Annotated in this window: 20 protein-coding genes and 1 pseudogene; 10 read left to right on the top strand and 11 right to left on the bottom strand. The window is 71.3% G+C overall.

Annotated elements, in window-relative coordinates; genetic code table 11:
* Positions 1 to 27: 27 nt before the first annotated feature.
* The 4 genes from CXR44_RS07265 to CXR44_RS07250 all read right to left on the bottom strand — a co-directional run bounded on the left by CXR44_RS07265 (position 28) and on the right by CXR44_RS07250 (position 5,350).
* Positions 28 to 1,329 carry a homoserine dehydrogenase gene (locus tag CXR44_RS07265; protein ID WP_219601694.1) on the bottom strand — a complete coding sequence of 434 codons (1,302 nt, stop codon included), beginning with the start codon at positions 1,327 to 1,329 and terminating at the stop codon, positions 28 to 30.
* Entirely contained in the window at positions 1,326 to 2,708 is a 1,383-nt protein-coding gene (gene lysA, locus CXR44_RS07260; protein WP_101784081.1) for a diaminopimelate decarboxylase, read from the bottom strand. The genes CXR44_RS07265 and lysA overlap by 4 nt, the downstream gene beginning before the upstream one ends.
* 124 nt (positions 2,709 to 2,832) lie before the next feature.
* Positions 2,833 to 3,489: a DALR anticodon-binding domain-containing protein gene (locus CXR44_RS07255; RefSeq protein WP_245898914.1), complete on the bottom strand. Its 657-nt coding sequence runs from the start codon at positions 3,487 to 3,489 to the stop codon at positions 2,833 to 2,835.
* Positions 3,490 to 3,493: 4 nt separating this feature from the next.
* Complete coding sequence (locus CXR44_RS07250) at positions 3,494 to 5,350, bottom strand: hypothetical protein (RefSeq protein ID WP_245898913.1); 1,857 nt, start codon at positions 5,348 to 5,350, stop codon at positions 3,494 to 3,496.
* A 70-nt stretch (positions 5,351 to 5,420) separates the two neighbouring features.
* On the opposite strand from CXR44_RS07250, the gene CXR44_RS07245 reads away from it, so the two are divergent.
* Together CXR44_RS07245 and treS are read left to right on the top strand one after the other, a co-directional pair.
* Positions 5,421 to 7,055, top strand: a complete 1,635-nt coding sequence (locus CXR44_RS07245) for an asparagine synthase-related protein (protein WP_101784080.1) — start codon at positions 5,421 to 5,423, stop codon at positions 7,053 to 7,055.
* A 264-nt stretch (positions 7,056 to 7,319) separates the two neighbouring features.
* On the top strand, positions 7,320 to 9,008 hold the full coding sequence (gene treS / locus CXR44_RS07240) for a maltose alpha-D-glucosyltransferase (RefSeq protein WP_101784079.1): 1,689 nt from the start codon (positions 7,320 to 7,322) through the stop codon (positions 9,006 to 9,008).
* 61 nt (positions 9,009 to 9,069) lie between these two features.
* On the opposite strand, the gene CXR44_RS07235 is transcribed toward treS, so the two are convergent.
* The 3 genes from CXR44_RS07235 to CXR44_RS07225 are packed head-to-tail and all read right to left on the bottom strand — an operon-like array spanning position 9,070 to position 12,568.
* Positions 9,070 to 11,340, bottom strand: a complete 2,271-nt coding sequence (locus CXR44_RS07235) for an FtsX-like permease family protein (protein WP_101784078.1) — start codon at positions 11,338 to 11,340, stop codon at positions 9,070 to 9,072.
* Positions 11,337 to 12,065: an ABC transporter ATP-binding protein gene (locus tag CXR44_RS07230; RefSeq protein WP_101784077.1), complete on the bottom strand. Its 729-nt coding sequence runs from the start codon at positions 12,063 to 12,065 to the stop codon at positions 11,337 to 11,339. The genes CXR44_RS07235 and CXR44_RS07230 overlap by 4 nt, the downstream gene beginning before the upstream one ends.
* Positions 12,062 to 12,568 (bottom strand): PadR family transcriptional regulator, encoded by a 507-nt coding sequence (locus CXR44_RS07225; RefSeq protein WP_101784076.1) that lies wholly within the window; start codon positions 12,566 to 12,568, stop codon positions 12,062 to 12,064. Before CXR44_RS07225 ends, CXR44_RS07230 begins: the two co-directional genes overlap by 4 nt.
* A 127-nt stretch (positions 12,569 to 12,695) precedes the next feature.
* On the opposite strand from CXR44_RS07225, the gene CXR44_RS07220 reads away from it, so the two are divergent.
* The 7 genes from CXR44_RS07220 to CXR44_RS07190 all read left to right on the top strand — a co-directional run bounded on the left by CXR44_RS07220 (position 12,696) and on the right by CXR44_RS07190 (position 19,079).
* On the top strand, positions 12,696 to 13,943 hold the full coding sequence (locus tag CXR44_RS07220) for an ABC transporter substrate-binding protein (RefSeq protein ID WP_245898912.1): 1,248 nt from the start codon (positions 12,696 to 12,698) through the stop codon (positions 13,941 to 13,943).
* A gap of 7 nt (positions 13,944 to 13,950) precedes the next feature.
* A complete protein-coding gene (locus tag CXR44_RS07215) occupies positions 13,951 to 15,273 on the top strand; it encodes an ABC transporter substrate-binding protein (RefSeq protein ID WP_101784075.1) in 1,323 nt (440 codons plus the stop codon).
* 12 nt (positions 15,274 to 15,285) lie between these two features.
* Positions 15,286 to 16,668: an ABC transporter permease gene (locus CXR44_RS07210; protein WP_245898911.1), complete on the top strand. Its 1,383-nt coding sequence runs from the start codon at positions 15,286 to 15,288 to the stop codon at positions 16,666 to 16,668.
* Entirely contained in the window at positions 16,665 to 17,573 is a 909-nt protein-coding gene (locus tag CXR44_RS07205; protein WP_101784073.1) for a carbohydrate ABC transporter permease, read from the top strand. The genes CXR44_RS07210 and CXR44_RS07205 overlap by 4 nt, the downstream gene beginning before the upstream one ends.
* 125 nt (positions 17,574 to 17,698) lie before the next feature.
* On the top strand, positions 17,699 to 18,376 hold the full coding sequence (locus CXR44_RS07200) for a uracil-DNA glycosylase (RefSeq protein ID WP_101784072.1): 678 nt from the start codon (positions 17,699 to 17,701) through the stop codon (positions 18,374 to 18,376).
* Between the two features lie 10 nt (positions 18,377 to 18,386).
* Entirely contained in the window at positions 18,387 to 18,710 is a 324-nt protein-coding gene (locus CXR44_RS07195; RefSeq protein WP_101784071.1) for a hypothetical protein, read from the top strand.
* Between the two features lie 78 nt (positions 18,711 to 18,788).
* Positions 18,789 to 19,079, top strand: a complete 291-nt coding sequence (locus tag CXR44_RS07190) for an MTH1187 family thiamine-binding protein (protein ID WP_101784070.1) — start codon at positions 18,789 to 18,791, stop codon at positions 19,077 to 19,079.
* Between the two features lie 140 nt (positions 19,080 to 19,219).
* Here the strand turns inward: CXR44_RS07190 and CXR44_RS07185 are convergent, their stop codons facing one another.
* From CXR44_RS07185 to CXR44_RS07175, 3 genes are all read right to left on the bottom strand, one after another.
* A complete protein-coding gene (locus CXR44_RS07185) occupies positions 19,220 to 20,041 on the bottom strand; it encodes an ABC transporter permease (protein ID WP_219601693.1) in 822 nt (273 codons plus the stop codon).
* Positions 20,042 to 20,192: 151 nt separating this feature from the next.
* Positions 20,193 to 21,122: an ABC transporter ATP-binding protein gene (locus CXR44_RS07180; RefSeq protein WP_101784069.1), complete on the bottom strand. Its 930-nt coding sequence runs from the start codon at positions 21,120 to 21,122 to the stop codon at positions 20,193 to 20,195.
* Positions 21,123 to 21,914 carry an ABC transporter permease gene (locus tag CXR44_RS07175; RefSeq protein ID WP_219601692.1) on the bottom strand — a complete coding sequence of 264 codons (792 nt, stop codon included), beginning with the start codon at positions 21,912 to 21,914 and terminating at the stop codon, positions 21,123 to 21,125.
* 68 nt (positions 21,915 to 21,982) lie between these two features.
* Here CXR44_RS07175 and CXR44_RS07170 point away from each other — a divergent pair.
* Positions 21,983 to 22,882 (top strand): annotated as a pseudogene (locus CXR44_RS07170) (winged helix-turn-helix transcriptional regulator); the annotation flags it as partial.
* 151 nt (positions 22,883 to 23,033) lie between these two features.
* On the opposite strand, the gene CXR44_RS07165 reads toward CXR44_RS07170, so the two are convergent.
* Positions 23,034 to 23,996: a DUF8094 domain-containing protein gene (locus CXR44_RS07165; protein ID WP_144069885.1), complete on the bottom strand. Its 963-nt coding sequence runs from the start codon at positions 23,994 to 23,996 to the stop codon at positions 23,034 to 23,036.
* Between the last annotated feature and the right edge of the window lie 171 nt (positions 23,997 to 24,167).

Raw genomic sequence — 24,167 nt, 5'->3', positions numbered from 1 at the left:
GGCACGTCGCCGGTCGGGACGGCCGGATCAGCGTGCGCTCTGGTCGTCACCCTCCACGCGCATCACGCTGGCGATGGCCCGCACGATGTCGAGCTCGCGCAGCCCGTCCATGGTGGCGGTCAGCGCGGCGTCGGTCGCCCGGTGGGTGACGATGACGAGCTGCGCGTCGTCGCCGTGCCCCTCCTGGCGCACGGTCTGGATCGACACGTCGTGCTTGGCGAACAGGTCGGCGACCCGGGCCAGCACGCCCGGCTTGTCGGCCACGTCCAGCGCCACGTGGCAGCGGGTGACCGTCTCGCCCATCGGGTGCACGGGCAGGGAGGCGTAGGTGGACTCCTCGGGCCCGCGCGTGCGGGCGAGCCGGTTGCGGGCCACGGCGACGAGGTCGCCGAGCACCGCCGAGGCGGTCGGCGCGCCGCCGGCGCCCTTGCCGTAGAACATGAGCTGCCCGGCCGACTCGGCCTCCACGAACACCGCGTTGTACGCCTCGCGCACCCCGGCCAGCGGATGGGTGCGCGGGATCATCGCCGGGTGCACCCGCACCCCGATGGAGCGGCCGTCGTCGGAACGGGCGCAGATGGCCAGCAGCTTGATGACGTAGCCCATGGCCTTGGCCGAGGCCACGTCGGTGGCGGTGATGTCGGTGATGCCCTCGCGGTGCACCTCGGCCGCCGTCACCCGGCTGTGGAAGGCGAGCCCGGCGAGGATCGCGGCCTTGGCCGCGGCGTCGAACCCCTCGACGTCGGCCGTCGGGTCGGCCTCGGCGTAGCCGAGAGTCTGCGCCTCCTCCAGGGCGTCGGTGAAGGACGCGCCCGTGGAGTCCATCTTGTCGAGGATGTAGTTGGTGGTGCCGTTGACGATGCCGAGCACCTGCTGGACGTGGTCGCCGGCCAGCGACTCGCGCAGCGGCCGGAGCAGCGGGATCGCGCCGGCGACGCTGGCCTCGAAGTAGAGGTCGCCCTCGCCCGCGCGGGCCGCCTCGTGCAGGGTGGCGCCGTCCTCGGCGAGCAGGGCCTTGTTGGCGGTGACCACCGACTTGCCGCGGGACAGCGCGGCGACGATCAGCGACCGGGCCGGCTCGATGCCGCCGATGACCTCGACCACGATGTCCACGTCGTCGCGGGTGACCAGCGCCTCGGCGTCGGTGGTGAACAGCGCCGGGTCCACCTCGACGTCGCGCTTGCGGCCCAGGCGGCGCACCGCCACCCCGGCCAGCTCCAGCGGCGCGCCGATGCGGGCGGCCAGGTCGTCGTGCTGCTCGTGGATGAGCCGGATGACCTGCGAGCCGACGACGCCGCAGCCCAGCAGCGCGACCTTCAGCGGTTTCACAGCTGCCCCCTCAACAGGTCGTCCTCGGTCTCGCCCCGTACGATCACCCGGGCCCGGCCGTCGCGGACGGCCACGACGGCGGGTCTGGGCAGGTAGTTGTAGTTGCTCGCCAGCGAACGGCAGTAGGCGCCGGTCGCGGCGACGGCGATCAGGTCGCCGGGCGCGAGGTCGGCCGGCAGGAAGCAGTCGCGCACCACGATGTCGCCGCTCTCGCAGTGCTTGCCGACCACGCGGCTCAGCATGGGCTCGGCCGAGCTCTCGCGGCTGGCCAGCACCGTGGTGTATTCGGCGCCGTAGAGGGCGGTGCGGAGGTTGTCGCTCATGCCGCCGTCGACGCTGACGTAGGTGCGCAGCCCCTCGACGTCCTTGACGGTGCCGACCTCGTAGAGGGTGACGCCGCCGGGGCCGACGATGGCGCGGCCGGGCTCGACGGTGAGCCGGGGCACCGGCAGCCCGGCGTCGGTGCACACCTTGGTGACGATCTCGCGCAGCCCGTCGGCGATGAGCTTGACGCCGGGGGCCTCGTCGTCGTCGACGTAGGCGATGCCGTAGCCGCCGCCGAGATCGAGCTCGGGCAGCACCACGCCGTGCTCTTCCTTGATCTGCACGAGCAGGGTGGCCAGGCGGCGCGCCGCGACCTCGAAGCCGGCCGTGTCGACGATCTGCGAGCCGATGTGCGAGTGGAGGCCGACCAGCTCCAGCGACGGCATCGCCAGGATGCGGTGCACGGCCTCGGCCGCGGCGCCGGAGTTGAGCGACAGGCCGAACTTCTGGTCGTCGTGCGCGGTGGCGATGAACTCGTGGGTGTGCGCCTCGACGCCGGTGGTGACGCGGATCATCACCTTGGGCCGCTTGCCCTGCTCGTCGGCGAGGTGGCCGAGCCGGGCGATCTCCTCGAACGAGTCGACCACGATGTGCCCGACCCCGGCCTGCAGGGCGCGGGTCAGCTCGGCGACGGACTTGTTGTTGCCGTGCAGGGTGATGCGCTCGGCCGGGAAGCCCACACTGAGCGCCACCGCCAGCTCGCCGCCGCTGGCCACGTCGAGGCCGAGACCCTCCTCGTCCAGCCAGCGGACGATCTCCTTGCACAGGAAGGCCTTGCCGGCGTAGTGGACCTCGGACCCGGCGAAGGCGGTGGCGTAGTCGCGCATGCGCGAGCGGACGTCGTGCTCGTCGAGCACGAACAGCGGCGTGCCGTGGTCGCGGGCGAGGTCACGGACGTCGACGCCGCCGATCGTGAGCGCGCCCTCGGTGCGGCCGGACGTTCGGGGCCAGATCGCGGGGTTGATCCGGTTGAGGTCGGCGGGCGCCAGCGGGGGGCGCTCGTGGGGCAGCATCTCGGCATGCCGGTCCCCTGCGGGATGGGCGAATCGACTCACCCGATCGAGGCTATCGGAAGCGTCGTCATCCCTGGACCGGCTGCTCACGTATCGAGACGCGATCACGCCTCTACAGGGATATTTTTACGCTTATTCGCCATTTGGCCGGATATTTTGCGATCAATCATAGGCGTTCGGGTCCCGGGAGGACGTCCCGTACGGCCCGCGCCAGCCGCACCCGGGCGGTGTGCGCCGGGGACGGCTCCTCCTCGCCGGCGGGGACGGCCGGGGCCAGCTCGTGGGCGTCGTGGTAGGCCGTGGCCAGCCGCACCAGGTAGGCCTCCCAGGCGGGCGCCCGGCCGGCCAGCCGCCCCGGCAGCTCGGCCAGCACCCGCAGCACGGCCCGGTGGGGCGGGTCGTCCAGCAGCTCGGGCCGGAAGCCGGTGGCGGGCACGCCCAGGTCGCGGGCCCACCGCTGCACGGCGGCCGCCCGCGCGTGCGCGTAGCGGACCACGAACCCGGGGTTGTCCCACGTGCGGGGCAGGTCGGGCCACGGGTCCGGCAGGCTCAGCGGCCGGACCTCCGCCACCAGCTCCCCCGGCGTCTCGACCGTGATGCGCAGGAACCCGTTCGCGAGCGCCTCCACCCGCGAGACCCCCTCGACCGGCCGCACCCGGTCGGCCAGCTCGGCCGCGACCCGGCCCACCGGCGCGGCCCGGGCACCGGGGCGACGGGCGCGGCGCAGCGCGGCGGCCGAGACGTAGACCGCCTCCCGCTCCCACGTGCCGTCCGGCGCGGGCGGCTCCCCCAGCGCCTCGGCCAGCCGCCCGGGCCGCACCACCGGCTCAGATGAGCGCGTGCGGCTCGGCGGAGCCGTACTCGACCAGGTGGGCGGCGCCCAGCAGCCACCGGTCCTCGTCGCGGACCCGGACGTAGCCGAACCGGTCGGCCGAGAACACCTTCACCCCGTCGGCGCGGCAACGCCGCATGAGCACGTCGTCCCAGCCGTCGGTCAGGTCGGCGAAGCCGAGCTGGCGCATCGCGGCGCGGCGGGCGAGCAGCGTCGCGCCGGCGATCTCCGGCAGGTAGGTGTACTCGGCGTCCGGCTGCTTGAGCAGGGTGGCCTGCGGCTTGCGCAGGTGGGCGTAGTAGGCGGCCTTGCCGACGACGTCGGCGGTGGCGAACAGGAAGGCCCGGCTCAGGTCGGCGAGGTAGTGGGTGCCGTAGACGTCGCGCTGGTCCATGACGCCGACCAGGTCGGCCTCGCACAGGTCGAGCCCGCGGTTGAGCGTCTCGCCGGTGGACAGCGCCGGGTCCAGGTGGCGGAAGACGACCTCGGCGTCCGGCACGACCTCGCGGGCGCGTGCCTCGGCCTCCGGCGGGCCGAACACGACGAGCTGCGCCACCGGCTTGGACTGCCGCGCCACCTGGGCGAGGGCGTGCTCCAGCAGCGAACGGTCGGTGACGGGCAGCAGCAGGGAGACCTCCAGCGTGGCGCGCGCGCTGGGCAGGCCGATCGCCTCCAGCAGCTCGTCGACCCGCTCGGTCATGGTGCCGCTGTTGTAGGCGCGGCGCAGCGCCACGTGCGCCCGGCGCGAGTCGGGCTCGTCGCCGATCGAGGTGCCGCAGGCCGCCAGCTCGGCCAGCCGCCACGGAGGGGTGCCCGCCGGGCACCGCACCGCTGCCGGCCAGCGGTAGGAGGTGAGCACGTCGGGATAGCTGAGATGGCCGGGCAGCAGCTGCTCCAGCGTGAGCACCCGGTCGATGCGCCCACCCGACAGCGGGATCGGGTTGTGCACCCGTGGCTGGACGCCGAACGACAGGCGCGGCCAGCCGGTGGCCGGGTCGGTGCTGAACCGGTGCTCGAACAGCGCCGCCGCCGCGCCGTAGTCGGCCGCGTCGCCCTGGGTGTGCCAGAACACCGTGCGGATGCCGCGGTCGGCGCACCAGGCGAGCAGCGCCCGCAGCCCCTCTCCCGGCTCCCCGATGATCTCCGCGGCCCACGGCCCCGCGGTGACGGACTCGACCACGAGCAGGTGCGGCACCTCCTGCGGCAGCACCCGGGCGAAGTCACGCGGCGTGAAGCCGGTGGTCTGCCGCCACTCGTAGCGCAGCAGCGCCTCGACGTGCGGGTCGGCGATCACCGCCGCCGTCAGGTGCGGGCGCGTGTTGGGACCCGTGGGCACCCGGTACGGCTTGAGCCTGAAGGAGGCGCCCTCCAGGGTGCGGGTGGAAGTGGTCGCCTGGTAGGCGGCGCCGGGCCGCTCGTCGGCGGCCTGCCTGGCCTGCTTGGCGGCCACGGGCCTGCGCTTGGGGGCGGTGGGCCGCTTGACCGGCCTGGCCGCCCCCTTGAGGCCCTTGGCGAGCAGGAGAGGGTTGCTCTTGCCGGTCTTGATGGCGTCGCCGAGCCGGTTCCAGCGGGCGACCTTGATGGAGGAGAGCTTCCAGTGGGCCACCTCGGCCTGGTAGCGCTGCTCGGCCAGCTCCTTGCGGAGCTTGTCGGCGGCGGTGCGCTCGTCCTCGAGCCGCTCCTCGGCCTCGGCCAGCCGCTCGGCGAGCGCCTTGACCTCCTCGGCGTTGCGCTCGGCCTCGGCCAGCCTCGCCTGGGCGTCGCTCAGCAGCCTCGCCAGCTCGGCCGCGTGCTCCGCCTGGGCGATCGCATCCCGCAGCGCGCGCCTCGTGCTCTCCAGCTCAGTGCTCACCGGCACCTCCGATTCCTAGCCCGGCAAAGGATACTCTTGCCCGGGAAGCGTCTCGAAGGGATGAGATCCGGTGCAGTTCAACGTGCGGCCCTACGTCTGCGGCGCTCTCGGCCGGATCGACACCGTCGTGCTGGGGAAGCTGACGGGCGCGGGGCCGCGGGTCCGGCCCGCCCTGCAGACGGCGGACGCGGCGCTGTTCAGCTCCGCGCCGCTGCCTCCCTACCACCGCACCGAGGGCTCGTTCGCGTTCTCGTGGGGCGAGCGCAGGCCCGCGGGGCACGACGACTGGATGGCCGTGGCGGAGACGTACGAGACGCCCGGCCTGATCGGCGACGGCGAGCGGGTCACGCTGCACGCCGGCGCGCTCGGCCTGGTCGACGTCTACTACGTGCGGCTGGGCGAGGCTGTCTACTTCTCGTCGCTGATCCAGCCGTTGCTGTCGCTGGTGCCCGCCGGGATCGACTGGGCTGCGTGGGCGTCGATCATCCAGGTGACCTTCCCCCTCGGCGAGGCCACCCCCTACCCGGCGGTCAAGCGGCTGCCCGGCTCCAGCGCCCTGGTCCACGACCGGGGGATGCTCGGCACCGAGCGCCGGCTGCCGCGCTGGCTGCGCACCGAGCCGTACGAGACGTGGACCAGCGCCGGCGAGCTGCTGGAGATCCTGCACGAGGTCTACAAGGACTACGAGGGGCGCCGGCTGCTCGTGCCGGTCAGCGGCGGCTACGACTCGCGGCTGCTGTGCGCGGTGGCCGTGGCGCGCGGCGCCGACGTGGAGTCGTGGACGACGAGCCCGGACGACGGCACCGACACCGACATCGCCTTCGCCCGCGCCATCACCCGCGAGCTGGGCGTCGACCACCGGGTGATCACGCAGGACCCGGCCGACTACCCGGGCGACGCCCAGGAGGTGGCGCGCCGGCTCGAGTACCTGACGCCGCACCACGCCTGGTACGCGCCGTTCGCCAAGGAGGTGCACCGGTCGGGGCGGATGCTGGTCGACGGCCTGGCGGGCGGGCCGCTGCTGAAGAACTTCATGGTCAGCGGCGCGGCGCTGGAGGCCACCTCGCAGGCCGAGCGGTCGGCCGCGGTGCTCGGCTCGCTCAGCCTGGGGGCGCCGTCGCAGCCGTTCCTGTCGCCCCGGGCCCAGGAGTGGATCGAGGAGGCGGTCAGGGAGCAGTTCCACGCCGCCACCTCCATGCTGCACGGGCACCGGGCGGAGCTGCCGCTGTCGGTGCTGCACACCCGCACGGTGCGGGGCATCGCCCGCTCGGCGGTCAACCTGGTCGGGCCGGAGGCGTCGTTCGCCGCGCCGTTCATCCACCCCGACTTCTTCGACGCGGCGCTGTCGGTGGGCGTGGCCCGCAAGGACAAGGGGCGCTTCTACCGGGAGCTGCTGCACGCCGCCAATCCGCGGGTGGCCGCGCTGCCGTCGACCAACGTGGTCAAGCAGCCGCTGCGGCGGGTGCCGCTGCGCTCGACGGCCGGTCCCGCGCGCGTGTACGCGCACCAGATGCTCCGCACGGTGGCCGAGCGGGTGCCGGCGCTGCTGTCGGAGGAGTTGCATCAGGTCGTCCTCGACGGCCCTGACGCGCTGACCCGCTTCACCGGATGGAACGACAGGTTCTGGGTGCGCGGGCTGGTGCTGTTCGGGCTGTGGTTGAGCGACTTCGAGGGTGACCTCGGCGACGTCTCGCCCCCGTTCTAGATGAACTGTGGGTAACAGGGTGATTACGTTGAGGTATCCAGGGTACGAAGAGATCACCGCATAAGCAGGTTCCGGAAAGCCACCGGGCTGATAGTGTTCGGCCCGTAAGCGCCGCATCGAGCGGGAGCACCCGGATCACAAATCCGGTCCCGTCAAGGGCACTGGGGTTGCAGGGATGACGACCCCAGGCGGCGCGGTCACCACATGTAAACGCCGGGGAACCGGTGACTCCGTCCTGCCCACATCTCCTTCTGTGAGCGACCTATGATCAACGCATCCCCATCACCGGAGCCGATCTCCGAGGACTTCGTCTCGGAGGACCCCTCCTGGTACAAGCGGGCGGTGTTCTACGAGATTCTCGTCCGGGGGTTCAAGGACTCCAACGGTGACGGCACCGGAGACCTCCGTGGCCTCATCGAGAAGCTCGACTACCTGGAGTGGCTGGGCGTCGACTGCCTGTGGCTGCTGCCGTTGTACGAGTCTCCGTTGCGTGACGGCGGCTACGACATCTCCGACTACATGAAGATCCTGCCCGATTTCGGGGACCTCGGAGACTTCGTGCAGCTCGTGGAGGCGGCCCACGAACGCGGTCTGCGCATCATCACCGACCTGGTGATGAACCACACGAGTGACAAGCATCCCTGGTTCCAGGCCTCCCGGCACGACCCGGAGGGGCCGTACGGCGACTTCTACGTGTGGGCGGACGAGCCGACGGCTTATCCCGACGCGCCCATCATCTTCATCGGGGCGGAGGAGTCCAACTGGACCTACGACCCGGTGCGCAAGCAGTACTACTGGCACCGCTTCTTCCACCACCAGCCGGACCTCAACTATGACAACCCGGCGGTCCAGGAAGCGATGATCGAGGTGCTGAGGTTCTGGCTGGACCTCGGCATCGACGGGTTCCGGCTGGACGCCGTGCCCTACCTGTTCGAGCGCGAGGGCACCGCCTGCGCGGGCCTGCCGGAGACGCACGCGTACCTGAAGAAGATCCGCGCCGAGGTGGACCGGCTCTACCCCGACCGGGTGCTGCTGGCCGAGGCCAACGGCTGGCCGGAGGACGTGGTCGAGTACTTCGGCGACCCCACCACGGGCGGCGACGAGTGCCACATGGCCTTCCACTTCCCGCTGATGCCGCGCATCTACATGGCGGTGAAGAAGGAGACGCGCGAGCCGATCTCCGAGATCATGTCGCGCACCCCCAAGCTGCCGGAGAAGGCGCAGTGGGGCATCTTCCTGCGCAACCACGACGAGCTGACGCTCGAGACGGTGACCGAGGAAGAGCGCGACTACATGCACGCCGAGTACGCCAAGGACCCGCGCATGCGGGCCTACCTCGGCATCCGGCGCCGCCTGGCTCCGCTGCTGGACAACGACCGTGACCGGATCGAGCTGTTCACGGCGCTGCTGCTGAGCCTGCCGGGCTCGCCGGTCATGTACTACGGCGACGAGATCGGCATGGGCGACAACATCTGGCTGGAGGACCGCGACGCGGTGCGCACGCCGATGCAGTGGAGCCCCGACCGCAACGCCGGCTTCTCCTCGGCCGACCCGGGACGGCTCTACCTGCCGGCCGTGATGGACCCGATCTACGGCTACCAGGCGGTCAACGTCGAGGCGCAGCAGAAGCACGCCGGCTCGCTGCTGCACTTCACCCGCCGCATGCTGGAGATCCGCCGCAACCACCCGGTGTTCGGCACCGGCGCCTACACCGAGATGTGGTCCTCCAACAGCTCCGTCCTCACCTTCGTCCGCGAGGAGCGGGACGACGTGATGCTGTGCGTGAACAACCTGTCGAAGTTCCCCCAGCCCGTGGAGCTCGACCTGCGCCGTTTCGCCGGCATGACGCCGGTGGAGGCACGGGGCGGGGTGCGCTTCCCGGTCATCGGGGAGGTGCCCTACCTGCTGACGCTGCCGGGGCACGGCTTCTACTGGTTCGCGCTCAAGCCGTAGGCGGGCCCGCCTGAAGGCGGTGTCCGTCCCCTCGCGGGGCGGGCACCGCCTTCTCGCGTGTTCAGCGGGTGGCGATCGGCACCTGGGCGCGGGCGGCGCGGCGGGCGGGGATGATCGCGACCGCGAGCGCCGCCCCCACGGCCGCCAGGACGGCCAGCGTCAACGTCAGGGGCGACGGCGGGCGGCCGATGCCCGCGCCGACGCCGCTGGTGTGCCCCTGGAGGTCGATGAGACCGGTCACGACGGACACCCCCACGGCCGTGCCCACGGCCACGCCCAGGACGACGAGCAGCCCGCTCCCGGTCACCAGCGTGGCCATCACCTGCCGCGGCGTGAGCCCCATGGCCTTGAGGACGGCCAGGTCGAAGGCGTGGTCGCGCAGGCCGAGCGCGCAGGCGGTGAGCAGGTTGGCGAGGCCGATCAGCGACAGCAGCACGATGAGCGCCACGATCACCACGCGGATGATCGTCAGCCGGTCGGCCGGGTTGACGACCCGCTGCACGTCGAGCCCCTCCCCGGACGCCGCCAGCAGCCTGGCCCGCACCTCGGCGGGGTCGGCGCCGGGCCGCAGCGCGAGCGCGTAGAACTCGGGCGGGACCGCGTCCTTGGCCGCCAGGCTGTCGAGGCCGACCGACAGCACCTCGCCGTCGAGGTCGGGCTCGACGGTGCGGCCGACGATGCGCACGATGAGCGGCGAGCCGCCCACGGTCAGCCGCACCCGGTCCCCGATCTTCGCGCCCAGCAGGTCGAACAGCCCCTGCCCGGCCACGGCCTCGCCGGGCTGGCCGTACAGGCGGCCCTCGACCACCGGGAACGGGTAGGCCCCGCTCGCGGAGCCGCCGAGCGCGCGCACCCGGATGGAACGGGCCTCGCCGGGCGCCAGGGCGTTCACCTCGGCGCCGGGATACACGGCGAGCACGCCGGGGTCGCGCCTGACGAGCCGCTCGGCCTGGGCCGGCTCCAGCTTGCCGGCGCGCACGTGCAGGGCGGCGTGCTGGCCGACCTGCTCGGGATGGCTGAGGAAGTTGTCGAGCGTGGCCCACACGCCCAGCCCGATGGTGATCATCATCATGGGCACGGCCAGCCCGAAGACCGTCAGGAACGCGGGCACCCGCCGGGTGAAGGCGTCGCGGGTGCCGAGGATCAGCGCGGGCGGCAGCCGGACGAGCAGGGCCAGCCGGGCCAGCCGCGACAGGTGGCCGCGCGGCGGCACGGCCGGGGCGGCGGGGATGGGCGGCGTGCGGCCGCCGCGCCAGGCGGGCACGCCGACCGCGGCGAGGACGACCAGCGCGGTGCTGGCCACGATGGTGAGGACGGGCATCGGCGCGACGAGCGAGGCGCCCAGCACGGCCACGGTGGCCGCCCAGCCGGCCACGGCGCCCAGCAGGACGCCGAGCAGCCCGAGCGAGCCGTGCTCGGTGAGCAGCAGCAGCGCCACCTGCCCTCGGGTGAAGCCCATCGACTTGAGCGTGGCCAGGTCGCGGAGCTGGCCGAGCACCCGGCCGCCCGCCGCGTTGGCCAGCGCGAGCGCGGCGGCGACCAGCCCCACCACGCCGAACAGGGCCAGCAGCGTGCCCAGCAGCCGGTTGTCGAGCTCCATGGCGGCGCGCACCTCGCGCCAGGTGTAGACGCGCTGGAGCTGGTCGTCCAGCATGACGACGACGCGCTGGGAGACGATCTGCGCCGCGTCGGCGTCGGTCAGCCGCAGGCCGGTGACCCACTCGCTGCGGCCCAGCATCGGCTCGATCCGGTCGAGGGTGCCCGGCAGGACCCAGGCCAGGCCGGGCGTCCACTCGGGGAAGAAGCCCTGCTCGGCCGAGTCGGCGATGCCGCGCACGTACAGGGTGTGACGCTCGCCGCTCAGCGCGATGACGGTGAACGGCGCGCCGACCTTCACCCGCAGCGCGGAGGCGAACGAGCGCTCGACCACCACCCCGTCGGCCTGCGAGGGGTCGAGCCAGCGGCCTTCGGCGACCACGGGCCTGGCCACCCCGGCCGGTGCGGACGGCATGGCGCGCAGCGAGGTGGGCTCCTTCTTGCCGTCCTGGGCGACGGTGACCGGCGCCGAGCGGTAGGGCCCGGCGACGTGGGTGACGCCGTCGATGGCGCCGACCGCGACGGTGGGGCTGTCCTTGGTGTAGAACCACACGTGGGCGCCGTTGGTCTGGGCGAACAGCCCGCGCCACGGGTTGGTGCCGTCCTCGAGGAGGGTGACGGCGGCGATCAGGGCCGCCACGATGCCGGCCACCGCCAGCACGGTGAGGGCGGCCTGCCCCTTCCTGGCCCGCAGGTCGGCCCTGATCCAGCGGCCGCCTGCCCGCATCGTGCTCATCTGAGGTCGATCACCGCGCCGGCGGTGCGGGTGCGCTTGCGCGCGATGCGGCCGTCGTCGACGATCTCGCCGTCGAACAGCGACACCAGGCGGTCGGCCAGGCCGGCCACGCGGGCGTCGTGGGTGACCATGACGATGGTCTGGCCCTCCTTGTGCACGTTGCTGAGCAGTTTGAGCACGTCGCGGGTGTTGCGGCTGTCGAGGTTGCCGGTGGGCTCGTCGGCCAGCAGCACGCTGGGCTGGTTGGCCAGCGCCCGGGCCAGCGCGACGCGCTGCTGCTCGCCGCCGGAGAGCTGGCCGGGGGCGGCGTCGGCGCGTTCGGTCAGGTTGAGCGCGCCGAGCAGGCTCTCGCGCCGCTCGCGGGCCTCCTTGGGGGAGGCGCCGGCGAGCAGGGCGGGCAGCTCGACGTTGTCGGCCACGGTCATGTTGCCGACCAGGTTGAAGAACTGGAAGACGAACCCGATCTTCTTGCGCCGCAGCAGTGCCCAGGCGCTCTCGGAGAGGGTGTCGACGCGCTGCCCGTCGAGCCAGATCTCGCCGCTGGTGCGGCTGTCGAGGCCGCCGAGCATGTGCACGAGCGTGGACTTGCCCGAGCCGGAGGGCCCCATGACGGCGACGAACTCGCCCGGCTCCACCTGCAGGTCCACCCCGCGGACGGCGGGCACGGGCACCGCGCCGTCGGAGTAGATCTTGACCAGGTGGACCGTCTTCAGGACGGGGGTCATGTCAGGTCCTCCTGGCAGCGCTCCAGCCAGTCGAGATCCGCCTGCAGGTGCAGCATGGCGCCTTCGATGAGCAGCGCCTGCACATGGTCGTCAGGCGCCGTGCGGGAGAGGAGATCGTTGAGGTCGCCCATGAGGGAAAGATAGTGCCGTCGCTGACGGTTGATGAGCGCCATGCGGTCGGCGATCCCGGTGAGCGGGGCCAGCACCAGCTTCATGAAGAACTCGTCGCGCACGCGAGGACCCTCGGTGGGCTCGTCCACCCAGAGGGTGAGGGTCTCACGGCCCTTGGCGGTCAGGTAGTAGACCTTCTTGTTCGGCCGGTTGGACTGCTCCACGTCGACGGCCTTGACGAGGCCGTCCTTCTCCAGCCTGCCGAGCGTGACGTAGATCTGCCCGATGTTGGGGGACGGGTAGGCGCTGCCGAAGGTCTGCTCGAGTGCCTGCTTCAGCTCGTAGCCGTGGGCGGGCTCTTTAGCCAGAAGCGCCAGCAGGTGTAGCCGCACGCCTCACCTCCCCTTGTGTTACGTAGGCGTTACATCGCAATCCGTTGACCCACAGATTACCTGTGTGCATAACATGAATGCATCTACCTAACACGTATGTAACCCCATTGAACATGGAGGTAACACGGTGCTTCGCGCGCTCTCGCTCACCATGGCCGTGATCTTGACGGCCGGGTGCGCGGTCGCGGGCGACGAGGGCGGCGGCGACGCGGAGACGGGCGGAACAGGCCCCATCACGTTCGCCACCGGACGCGACACCACGGCGTACCTGCAACCCTTGCTGGACCGCTGGAACCAGGCCCACCCGGCCGAGAAGGTGACGCTCCTCGAACTACCCGAGGCCTCGGACGAGCAGCGCGCGCAGATGGTCGCCAACCTCCAGGCCCGTAGCACCCGCTACGACGTGCTCGGCCTGGACGTGGTGTGGACCGCGGAGTTCGCGGAGAACGGCTGGATCATCCCCCTGGAGCGCGGGCTCTTCCCGCTCGACAGGTTCCTGCCGCCCGTCGTGGAGACCGCGGTCTACAAGGACAAGCTGTGGGCCGTCCCGTACACAAGCAACGCCGGACTGCTCTACTACCGGACCGATCTGGTGAAGAAGCCGCCGCGAACCTGGGCGGAACTTCGTGAACAAGCACTAGAAGTAACCAAAAAGCACAATATAGGAGGTTACGGCGGACAGTTCCTCGCGTACGAGGGGTTGACGGTCAACTTCTCCGAGGCTGTGCAGTCGGCCGGCAGCCAGGTCGTCAGCCCCGACGGCGCCAAGGTCACGCTCGACGTGGCCAAGGCCGGCACCGCTCTCGACTTCCTCCGCCAGGGCCTGCGGGAGGGCTGGATCCCCACCGAGTCCCTGACCTACAAGGAGGAGGAGTCACGGCTGGCCTTCCAGGAAGGCCGCCTCACCTTCGCCCGCAACTGGCCGCACGCCTACGGCCCGGCCAGGGGCGAGCTGGGCGACAAGGTGGGAGTCACCAGGCTCCCCGGTCTCGACGGGCCGGGGTCCAGCACGCTCGGCGGGGCCAACCTCGCCGTCAGCGCCTCCTCCAAGCACCAGCAGACCGCACAGGAGTTCATCCGCTACTTCACGGGCCTGGACAACCAGCGCCGGGTGCTCACCGAGGGGTCGTTCCCGCCGGTGTGGACCGAGCTCTACGACGACCCCGAGCTCGTCAGGCGCTTCCCCTACCTGCCCGTGCTCAAGGAGAGCATCCTCGCCGCCAAGCCGCGGCCGGTCAGCGCCAACTACAACCAGCTGAGCCTGGTGATCGCCAGTTCGGTCTCCAAGGCGCTCAGCCCCCCTTATCAGGAGTCCGCCCGCGACGTGGCGGCCTCCATGAAAACCGAACTCGAAGAGATCCTGAGAACCCAGTGAGGTCATTATGCGATCAGCCAGAGCAGCAGCGGTCCTGGCCGGGCTCGCGGTAGCAGTCGCCGCCTGCGGCAACGCCCCCACCACCACGCAGCCCACCACGTCGAGTTCGGCCGCCACGGGCGGCGGCGCCAAGACCCTGGAGGGCGTCAAGCTCGAGGTCGCCGCCAAGTGGACCGGCGACGAGCAGAAGAACTTCGAGCAGGTGCTCAAGGCCTTCTCCGAGAAGACCGGCGCCGTGGTCACCTACGCCTCCACCGGTGAGGACACCGGCGCCTACCTCGGCCCGCGCATCCAGGGCGGCAGCCCGCCCGACGTGGCGATCCTGCCGCAGCCGGGCCTGGTGCAGCAGTACGCCGAGCAGAACGCGCTCAAGCCGCTCACCGACGCGGTCACCAAGCAGATCGACGACAACTACACGCCGTACTGGAAGGAGCTGGGCTCCGCCGACGGCAAGGTCTACGGCGTGCTCGTCAAGGCCGCCCACAAGTCGCTGGTGTGGTACCAGGCCAAGGCGTTCGAGGACGCCGGCGTGCAGCCGCCCGCCACCTGGGACGAGCTCGTCAAGGCCTCCCAGACGATCGCCGACTCCGGCACCCCGCCGTTCTCCTTCTGCGGCGCCTCCGGCTGGACGCTGACCGACCTGTTCGAGAACGTCTACCTCTCCTCGGCCGGCCCCGAGAAGTACGACCAGCTCGCCAAGCACGAGATCCCGTGGACCGACCCCAGCGTGGCCACCGCGCTGGAGAAGATCGCGCAGATCGCCGGCAAGAAGGAGTTCGTCGCCGACGGCAACTCCGGCGCCCTGCAGACCGACTTCCCGACCTGTGTGACCAAGGTCTTCGGCCAGAAGAAGGCCGCCATGGTCATCGAGGCCGACTTCGTGGCCACCCCGGTCGTCCAGGCCGGCGCCAAGGTCGGCGAGGACGCCAAGTACTTCCCGTTCCCCAAGGCGGGCGACACCGCCCCGGTCGTCCTCGGCGGTGACGTCGCCGTGGCGATGAAGGACTCCCCCGGCGCCATGGCGCTGCTGGAGTTCCTCGCCTCCAAGGAGGGCGGCGAGGTCTGGGCCAAGCTCCCCGGCTACCTGTCCCCCAACAAGAACGTCTCCCCCGACAACTACCCGGACGACCTGACCAAGCAGCTCGGCAAGACCATCGTCGAGGCCGGTGACGCCGTCCGCTACGACATGTCCGACCTCGCGCCGAGCGCCTTCGGCGGCACCGACGGCAAGGGCGAGTGGAAGGTCCTGCAGGACTTCCTGCGCGACCCCAGCGACGTCAAGGGCGCTCAGGAGGCCCTTGAGGCCGAGGCCAAGAAGGCCTGGAAGTAAAGAGGGATGGCCGTGACCGAACGGTTGGACGGCCCGGTGGCCCCGCGCGAGGGAAGCGACTCGCGCGGGGACTCCCCCGGACCGGCTGATACCCCCCACAAGAAACTGCGCCTCGGCCCCTCTCCTGCGGTCGCGCTCGCCTTCCTTCTCCCGGCGGCGTTGCTGCTGGGAGTCTGGGTGGTCTACCCGATCGTCTTCTCGATCTTCCGCAGCCTCTTCGACGCCGCCGGCACCGGCTTCGTCGGCCTGGGCAACTACGTCACGATCTTCACCGACGGCGGAATGCTCACCACGATCAGGAACAACCTGATCTGGGTCGTCGTGGCGCCGATCGTCATCACCACGCTGGGTCTCATCTTCGCGGTGCTGACCGAGCGCATCCGGTGGGCGACGGCCTTCAAGCTGATCGTCTTCATGCCGATGGCGGTCTCGCTGATGGCCGCCGGCGTCATCTTCCGCCTGGTGTACGACGAGGACCCCGACAAGGGCGTGGCCAACGCCGTGCTCACCACCATCAACGACACGTTCTCCTCCTCCCAGGGCTACCCGGAGGCCCGCGCCCGCGAGGGCGACCAGTCGCCGGTCGCGGCCCAGGGCGGCGCGGTCGTCACCAAGCAGCCCGTCCAGACGGGCCGGCCGGTGCTGATCCCGATCGTCGGCGTCAAGCCGGCCGTCATGCCCGCCGACGCTCAGCCGGCCAAGACCCCGCAGGGCGGCGACGAGCTGGCCGGCACGGTCTGGTTCGACTTCACGCCGGGCGGCGGCGGCCAGAGCAACGCCGTGGACGCCACCGAGAAGGGCCTGCCGGGCATGACGGTGGAGGCCGTCGGGAGTGACGGGCAGGTGGCCGCGACCGCGACCACGGCCGACGACGGCTCGTTCCGGTTCGAGGGCCTGGCCGCCGGCTCCTACGTCGTGCGGCTGCCGCAGAGCAACTTCGAGGCCGCCTACAACGGCCTCACCTGGCTCGGCCCGACGCTCATCACACCGGCGATCATCGGCGCGTTCGTCTGGGTGTGGGCCGGGTTCGCCATGGTGCTGATCGCGGCGGGCCTGGCGGCCATCCCGCGTGACGCGCTGGAGGCGGCCCGCATCGACGGCGCGACGGAGTGGCAGGTGTTCCGCAAGATCACCGTGCCGCTGCTCTCGCCGGTGCTGCTCGTCGTCTTCGTGACGATGATCATCAATACGTTGAAGGTGTTCGACCTGGTGTTCATCATCGCGCCGTCGTCGGTCCAACCGGAGGCGAACGTGGTCGCGCTGGAGATGTGGCGCGTCTCGTTCGGCGGCGGGAACAACCAGGGGCTCGGCAGCGCCTTGGCGATCTTCCTGCTCATCCTGGTCCTGCCCTTCATGATCATGAACATCCGCAGGTTCAGGAGGGAGAACGCATGACCACCGCGACAGCCCCGGCTGCTCCCCCCGCCTCCGGACTGCACGCGGGCACCCCGCGCCGGGGCCTGGCCAGCCGCATCGTCGACCGGGTCGGCAGCGGCGCCATCCAGGTCATCATGGTGCTGCTCGGCCTGTTCTGGCTGGTGCCGACGCTCGGCCTGCTGGTCGTCTCGATGCGCTCGGTCGAGGTCAACAACGCCGAGGGCTGGTGGACCGTCTTCACCAAGCCCGCCGAGCTGACCCTGCAGAACTACGCCAACCTGCTGTCCAGCGGCTTCACCGCGTCGTTCTGGAACACCGTGGCCATCACGGTGCCCACCACGATCCTGGTGATCGGCATCGCCGCCATGGCGGCCTACGCCTTCGCCTGGATGGACTTCCCCGGCCGCGACACGCTGTTCCTCGTCGTGATCGGGCTGCTCATCGTGCCGATCCAGATCGCGCTGATCCCGATCGCCTCGCTCTACGGCAATCTGCAGATCTTCGGCACGATCCCCGGCGTGGTGCTCTTCCACGTCGCGTTCGGCCTGCCGTTCGCCATCTTCCTGCTCCGCAACTTCTTCGTCGGCATCCCGTCCTCGCTCCTCGAGGCCGCCCGGATGGACGGCGCGTCGGAGTGGAAGATCTTCGCCACGGTGGTGTTCCCGCTGGGCAAACCGGCGATCGCCTCGCTCGGCATCTTCCAGTTCCTCTGGGTGTGGAACGACATGCTCATCGCGCTGGTCTTCGCCGACGCCGGCAACCAGCCGATGACCAAGGCGCTCCAGTCCCAGATGCGGCAGTTCGGCTCCAACGTGGACATCCTGTCCTCCGGTGCCTTCCTGTCGCTGATCATCCCGCTGATCCTGTTCTTCGCGTTCCAGCGCTACTTCGTGCAGGGCATGATGGCGGGCTCGGTCAAGTAGGCACCGCCCACGGCGGAACCCCGCACTCCTCGGGGGGGTGCGGGGCTCCGTCGTGATCATTCTGGTACGGCCGGCATCCCGGATCCGGGCGCAGGCCGTACCAGACCTGGATAAGCTCGTCGGTCATGGCCGGTCGTCCCCTGAACGAAATCGTCGAAGCCGGATGGGCACGGGCTCTTGAGCCCGTGGCCGAGCGGATCTCCCAGATGGGCGAGTTCCTCCGCAAGGAGATCGCCGAGGGCAGGCAGTACCTGCCCGCCGGCGCGCACGTGCTGCGCGCCTTCAACCAGCCCTTCGACGAGGTCAAGGTGCTGATCGTCGGGCAGGACCCCTACCCGACCCCCGGACACCCCATCGGGCTGTCCTTCTCCGTGGCCGCGGACGTCCGGCCGTTGCCGGGCAGCCTGCTCAACATCTACAAGGAGATGGAGAGCGACCTGGGCCTGCCCCGGCCCGCCAACGGCGACCTCACGCCCTGGGCCGAGCAGGGCGTGCTGCTGCTCAACAGGGTGCTGACCGTGATGCCCGGCAAGCCCGCCTCGCACCGGGGCAAGGGCTGGGAGGAGGTCACCGAGCAGGCGATCCGGGCGCTCGTGGCCCGTGACACGCCGCTGGTGGCCATCCTGTGGGGCCGCGACGCGCGCAACCTCGCGCCGATGCTCGGCAGCGTGCCGCGCATCGAGTCGGCCCACCCGTCCCCGCTGTCGGCGCGCAACGGCTTCTTCGGCTCGCGGCCGTTCAGCAGGGCGAACGAGCTGCTCGTCCAGCAAGGCGCGACGCCTGTCGAGTGGAAGCTGCCCTAGCATCGTCGCCATGAGCGATAACGAGAAGTTTCTGCGCCTGACGGTCGAGCTGACCGTGGAGGTGCTCGACGTGGACGCGCTGCAGGCCGCCGCGCTCGCCGAGATCCGGCATCCCGACGCCGAGCTCTCCGACGAGGAGCGGGCCGAGCAGGCCGAGCTGGTCACCTCCGACGACACGGGCGCCTCCGCGCTGCAGTGGCTCATCGAGCCCGACCACGTGCTGCAGCTGGTGAACCACATCGACGAGATCGAGCCCCGCGAGGCCGTGCTGGGGGTCGAGCCCTCCGAAGGGCCCAGTGAGGACGAGGACCACGAGGGGCATGACCACGACTGACGTCCAGCGCGGGCCACGGCACCGGACGCGTTCCGCGCCGTGGCCCGCCCCGTCCCGTTCGGCCGAGGAGGTCTCCCCGTGATCGTCGCGTTCTCCATCACTCCGCTCGGTGTCGGCGAAGGGGTCGCCGAGCCGGTGGCCCGGGCCGTCAAGGTCGTGCGGGACAGCGGGCTGCCCAACCGGACGGACGCCATGTTCACCACGGTCGAGGGCGAGTGGGACGAGGTGATGGACGTGGTCAGGCGTGCCGTCGAGGCGGTGGCCGAGGTCGCGCCGCGGGTCAGCCTCGTGCTGAAGGCCGACGTCCGCGAGGGCGTCACCGACGGGATGACGAGCAAGCTCGAGTCCCTGGAACGCCACCTCTCCTGACCCGCCCGGCCTTCCCGCGGCGGTCGGCCGACCCGTGCGTCAGGAGGGCGCCGGCCAGGGCGGCGAGCCCGGCCCACAGCGAACCGGCCCGCACGCCGAGCGGGTCGGAAGAGGCCGAGCCGGCCCGCACCCCGAGCGGGTCAGAAAAGACCTAGCTGGCCGGTCCGCCGGGCGCGGGCCTCGCCCAGCCGCAGCGCCGCCACCGCCGTCAGCAGCAGCACAGCGGACAGGACGGCGAGCGCCGCCAGCTCCCCGGCCAGCTCACCCACTCCCCGCCCGTCGAGCAACGCCCCGCGCACCACCACCAGACTCCCGGTGAGCGGCAGCACCGAGCCGGCCGCCCGCAGCCAGCCCGGCAGCGCGAACGTCGGCAGCCGCACCCCGGCGGCGAACCACATGGGATCGTCCAGCAGCGTGTAGAGGAATGCCGCGTCCCTGGAGAAGATCAACAGGCTGTTCAACAGCGCCCCCCACGCAACGGCGGGCACCAGCAGGGCCAGGAAGACGACCGCGTACATGCCGAGGTGGGCCACGCGCGCCACATCGAACAGCGTGAACCCGGCCACCGCGAAGCAGGCGAACAACCAGACGTTCTGCACCAGCGCGCCGAACCCGTTGGCGACGACCACGACCAGGCGGTTGGCCGGAGACAGGAAGAGCAGCTCCAGCGTGCCGGTCTGCCGCTCGAAGGTGAAGTGCCAGGCCGACTGCACCAACGAGAAGAAGAACGTGAACCCGAGCGCCCCCGTGGCGAGGAAGGCCAGCAGCCGCTCCGGGTCGGCGGCGAGCGGCCAGCGTTCGGCGATGCCGGGCGTGGCCGCCAGCGGGCGGAGCGTGTAGTACGACTGCGCCAGCGTGAGCAGCGGCCAGATCAGCATCGAGAAGACCACGAGCTTGCTGCCGAAGACCCTGCGGTGCTGTTTGAGCGCCTCGGCCCGGAAGATCCGCGCGGCGTGCCTCACCGGGTCACCTGCCAGAGCCGGATCAGGCACGGGCAGGGCTCACCTGGGTCGAGGGCACAGCTCGCGCACCCGGCGCCGAGCCGCCGCGGGCTCCAGGCCCGCACGTGCGATCTGACCTCGTCCGTCTCCGCCGGGCGCCGCCACCGCCACTTCACGCGATCACCGCCGCGGGCCGGTCGTTGAGCGCGAGGATGGCGTCCTCCAAGGTCGGTTCGGCGATCTCCAGGCCCTTCAGCGCGCCGCCCGCCTCGATGATCGTCGAGGTCAGGGCTCCGGCGACGTCTCCGGGGCCGCTGAGCTCGACGACCCCGCCGGGCGCGATCCGGACTGCCGGGGCGAAGGCGCGCGCGGCGGCCTCGACCCGGGGCGTGAGTTCGACGACGGCGACGCGCACCGTGCGGTGGCAGCCGCTCTGGGCCACCAGTTCGGCCGGGGTGCCCTCGGCCAGGTGCCGGCCGTCGCCGATCACGTACACGTGCGCGCAGAGCTGCTCGACCTCGGCGAGGTAATGGCTGGTGAGCAGCACGCCCTTGCCGCGCTCGGCCAGCGCTGCCACCACCCGGCGCAGGTCGCGGGCGATGGGCGCGTCCAGGCCCAGCGTGGGCTCGTCGAGCAGCAGGTAGTCGGGGTCATTGACGAGGCCGCGGGCGATGGACAGCCGCTGCGCCATGCCGCGCGAGTAGCGCTCGACCCTGGTATCGGCGGCCTCGGCCAGCCCGACGAGGTCGAGCAGCTCGGCGACGCGCGGCCGGAGCACTCTGCCGGGAACGTCGTAGAGTTGCCCGAAGTACCACAGGTTCTCCCGGCCGGTCATCCGTGCGTACACCATGCGCTCGCCGCCGGCGATGAGGTTGATCCTCCTGCGTACGGCGCGCGGCTGCCGGACCGGGTCGAGCCCGCCGACGCTGACGGTGCCCGACGTCTGCCTGAGCAGGGTGGCGAGGATTTTGATCGTGGTGGTCTTCCCCGCTCCGTTCAGGCCGAGCAGCCCGGTGACGCGGCCGAGTGGGACGGTGAGGTTCAGGTCGTGCACGGCGACCTTGGTGCCGAACTCCTTGCGCAGGTGCACAGTCTCGATCATTCAGAAGCTCCTTTCCATGGCCCTGCGCTCGGCCCAGGGCATCGTGAGCAGCCCCGCGGCGGCGTAGCCGAAGCCGATCAGCGCGGCCACGCCGAGACGGGCGGGGTCCAGGCCGGTGCCGGCGGTGAAGACCCCCCGGATCACGTCCATGGCGGCCGTGATCGGGATGAGTTCGCCAAGCCACCGCAGCGCCTCTGGCAGGTAGTCCCTGGGGAAGGTGAAGCCGGACAGCACGGCCATCGCCTGGAAGACGGTGTTCTGCGTGATGTGCGCCTCCCCAGCGACGATCATCACGTTGCTCAGCACGACCGACATCCCGAACACGGCCAGGGCCAGCGCGGCGACGGCCAGGACGGCGTCCACGGCGCCCGTGGCCGTCGGCCGTACCCCGAGCAGCAGCGCGAATCCCAGCAGGACAGCCACTTCCAGGGCGACCGCCGTGAACGCGAACGCGGCAAAGCCCAGCAGGTAGGGCAGCCGGCGCGCCGGTGCGACGACCAGAGCGCCCATCGTGCCCTCGCGCTGCTCCTGGATCAGCGCCTTGCCGATCCAGAGGATGCCGTGCACGACGAACATGTAGGCCGTCGCGCCCACGGCGATGTAGCCGAGATAGTCGGCGGTCCCCGCCCGGCCGGCGAACTCCGCCGACACCTGGTCTCCGGCGATGGCCCGCAGTCCGAGGTATGCCACCCCCATGGTGAAGACACCCAGCAAGAGGGTGCCGATGAAGTACGACCAGGGGTAGGCCCGCCTGGTCACCAGCCACGACCGTCTGAGGGTCGCCCACGCCACCACCATAAGTCTCCTTTGGGAACTGACTGAGTTTCTATCAGAGACTCACAACGGGGTAAAGTTCGGTCATGCCCCGTGAGCTACGTGTCCAGGACACCCGGTGCTCGATCGCCCAGGCGGCCGCCGTCGTCGGCGACTGGTGGAGCCTGCTCGTCGTGCGCGAGGTCGCGCGCGGGCATCGCCGCTTCGATGAACTGCTCGGGGAGCTCGGCATCTCACGCAAGGTGCTGACCGAACGGCTGCGCCACCTGGTGGAGCACGGGGTGCTCGCCCGCGAGCCGTACCAGGTGGGGCCGGTGCGCCACGAGTACGTGCTCACGGACGCCGGCTGGGCGCTGGCGCCCCTGCTGATCACCATGCAGGACTGGGCGGACCGGTGGCTGCTCGGCGACGGCTCCCTGACCGGGCTGGCCGAACCCGCGAGCGCCGAGGCGACCCGCGTCCACGCGCTTCTCGGCACCCGCGTACCCGCTCCCCTGACCCTCCCTGCCCACGGCAGGACGTCCGGCGGCTCAGCCGGCGAGGCGGAACACGGCGCCCGCGCGGGCGGGGCGGCCGGTGCCGGAGACACCGCCGACCGAGGAGCGGCCAGTGGGACGTGGGCGGCTCTCGCGCTCGACGTGGTCGCGGACGCGGCGGCCACCGTCCTGTTCTGCTACCCGGCGACGGGCGTGCCCGCCCCCCTGCCGCCCGGCTGGGACCAGGTACCGGGCGCGGTGGGCTGCACGCTGGAGAACCGGCTGTTCAGGGACAGAGCGTCCGAGTTCGCCGCCATGGGGGTCGCCGTCCACGGGGTGAGCACGCAGCGGCCCGACGAACAGGCGGTCTTCGCCGCCGCCGAGGACATCCCGTTCGCGCTGCTCTCGGACATGGACCTGCGGCTGGCGGCGGCGCTCCGGCTGCCCACGTTCCGGGCCGGGCAGGCGCTCCGGCTCAAGCGCACCGTCCTGGTGATCGACCGGCACCGGGTGATCCGGCACGTCGCGTTTCCGGTCCTCGACATCCCCCAGGCGGTCGAGGAGTCCCTGCGAGCCGCCCGGTCTCTGCTCCACTGACCGGCCGCCGGGGTCGGCGTGACCCGCCGCCGCTGTCCCGCCGGACCGGACCGGTGCGGGCAGGTCAGGCGTACCAGTCGCCGGCGAGCTCCTGGATCTCCTCGCTGCCCTTGCGGACGTAGGTGGCGACGGTGAGGACCTGCCAGATCGACTTCGGGTGGTTGAGCAGGCTGAACAGGAAGACCGAGCCGCCGTCGCGGGTGACGAAGCCCCAGGGGGTGCTGAACGACTGGTAGCCCGCGTACACCCCCTTGGAGATGGTGGCGTAGGCCTTGCGGCTGAAGTTGTCCCTGGCCAGCCGGTAGCCGTTTCTGCCTGCACGCTTGTGCTGGTCGTAGTCCCAGAAGATCATGTACTCGCGGGCGACGGCCCCTCCGGTCGCCATGGGAGCGGCGGTGGCGTAGCCCTCGGCGTCCAGGCGCGGTGCGGGCACCCGCTGACCGTAGTGGAGCGGGGTCTTCGCGGCCAGCTTGAACGACTCGCCCCTGGCCCGCCAGAAGGCCAGCAGGTGCGCCCGGTCCTGACCCTGGTAGGTCGCCTGGAGCATGAACCACTCGCCGATGTCCGGCTGGTCACGGGGGACGTAGTAGGTCTGCCTGCCGGTCAGCCGGATGGGCTTGCGCGCGCGGCCCTTCCTGCCGTCTCTGACATGGCCGCGGTCGATGACGACCTCGTGCCGGGTCCCCTCCGCGAACAGGGTGTCGGCCCGCGCCTGCTCGTCCCACCAGTCAGGGTCCTTGATGAGCTTGTTGTGCCTGGCCACCCAGGCCGCCACCTCCTTCTTGGCGTCGGCGACGGTCAGCCGGACGCCCGCCGCCGGGCTGGACGGCGACGGAGTGGGGACGGGGGTGCCGGACTCCTGGGCGGCGCCGGACTCGCGGGACACCTGCGGGGAGGGCGGTGACGTGGGGCTCTTCGCGGGGGCGGCCCATCGGACGACGGGGTTGTCCGCCACTGAGCAACCGGCGAGGCCGAGGGTCAAGGCGACGATGAGCGGCACCTTACGCGCGGTGTTCGTGCCTCGCACGGTGGACGTCCCTTCCGGATTATTGCGACAAACGACAATAGAGAGACCGTACCGGACGGGTTTTGGGACAGCATCGCCGAGACGACTGCAGTCGCAGTTCTGAGTGAACGCGCTGAAGGAGGCCGGACGGGAGGGCACGGCCCAGGCAACCCCCGTCCCCGATCTACCGCA

Origin of the sequence: Nonomuraea indica (genome assembly GCF_002850745.1) — a bacterium.
In the GTDB taxonomy this organism is placed as follows: Bacteria; Actinomycetota; Actinomycetes; order Streptosporangiales; family Streptosporangiaceae; genus Nonomuraea; species Nonomuraea indica.
This window is presented reverse-complemented; position numbering and strand designations above follow the sequence as displayed.